Origin of the sequence: Rhizobium sp. M10 (assembly GCF_002531955.1) — a bacterium.
Lineage (GTDB): Bacteria > Pseudomonadota > Alphaproteobacteria > Rhizobiales > Rhizobiaceae > Rhizobium > Rhizobium etli_C.
In genome coordinates this window covers 1-1355 of record NZ_NWTA01000073.1, presented here as the reverse complement: position 1 = coordinate 1355, position 1355 = coordinate 1, and the positions used below count along the sequence as shown (strand labels likewise).

Here is a 1355-nt window from a genome sequence, read left to right as displayed (position 1 = left end):
GAGGCGCCGATCTTCCAGGTCGCCGACTACGGCCTCGTCGCCGATCTGTTCGACGCCCTGCCGGAATTGGAAAAGGCGCTTTAACGGGGAGATCGAACGTGGCGCGCGTGGTGGGACGTCCAATCAGACCTGGTGCTGACCTTCTCCTGAACGATGACGAAAAGCCGGCTTATATAAGGCTGCACGACATCGGAAGGGAAAGGCGTCCCCAGCCGCTGCAGGAATTTCTCAACGATATCGGTGGGCTGATGCTGTCGGCCGACGCTCCCGCCGTTGCCAGTTTCGTTGCCGGAAAGGTCCTTCAAAGACTGCTCAAGACAGGCAAGGTGCGCCCGGAGGGAGGCCCTCTCCCCGGGGTGCCCGAAGGGCTGAATGACGCCGTCAGCCATCTGGCGAAATCCGGGCGGAAATACGAGGCAATCGCCGATCAGTTCAACAGTCTCGCCGGCAGGCTGCTGTGGAGACGCGGCCGCAGTGGCCCGTTTGCCAGCCTGAACTTCGGCAATACGCACTCCCATGCGGTTCTGGTCGGCCCTGGCGGTATGGAGGAGCGCGCCGATCTCCGGGTCGGCGTGATCTATATGGATCGCTACACCCGCTTCCCCGATCATGTTCAGACGCAGCCGCGCGCCTTCATTCTGCTTTCTCCGGGAGAAATCTGCCTTGGCGATTCCCAGTGGTTTTCTGCCGCGACCGGTACGGTCTTCGCGAATGATGCCGGGCAATCCTTCGCGATAAGATGTACGGCCCAGCCGCTTCTTGCGGTGTGGTGTCAGGTCGAGCCGGGATGAACGGGGTGAGGCCGAAGCGGATCGTTTCGATCTCTCGGTCGCATCTCCGCATATTTAACAACCGAAATTGAATTAACAGGAGGGAGATATCAAATGGACGTTCGCGCCGCCGTAGCCGTTCAGGCCGGAAAACCGCTGGAAGTGATGACCGTGCAGCTGGAGGGGCCGAGAGCCGGCGAAGTGCTGGTCGAGGTCAAGGCGACCGGCATCTGCCACACCGACGATTTCACCCTGTCGGGCGCCGATCCGGAAGGCCTGTTCCCGGCCATTCTCGGCCATGAGGGTGCCGGCATCGTCGTCGACGTCGGCCCGGGTGTGACCTCGGTCAAGAAGGGCGACCACGTCATTCCGCTCTACACGCCGGAATGCCGCGAATGTTATTCCTGCCTCAGCCGCAAGACCAATCTCTGCACCGCCATCCGCTCGACCCAGGGCCAGGGTCTGATGCCGGACGGCACCTCACGCTTTTCGATCGGCAAGGACAAGATCCATCACTATATGGGCTGCTCGACCTTCGCCAATTACACGGTGCTGCCGGAGATTGCGCTCGCCAAGGTCAATCCC

2 protein-coding genes are annotated in these 1355 nt (G+C 61.4%); both read left to right on the top strand.

Annotated elements, in window-relative coordinates:
- The first annotated feature begins 98 nt into the window (after positions 1-98).
- Entirely contained in the window at positions 99-791 is a 693-nt protein-coding gene (locus tag CO671_RS33060; protein WP_097609248.1) for a dimethylsulfonioproprionate lyase family protein, read from the top strand.
- Positions 792-884: 93 nt separating this feature from the next.
- On the top strand, positions 885-1355 hold a 471-nt coding region (locus tag CO671_RS33055; protein ID WP_170965084.1), incomplete at its 3' end, for an alcohol dehydrogenase catalytic domain-containing protein.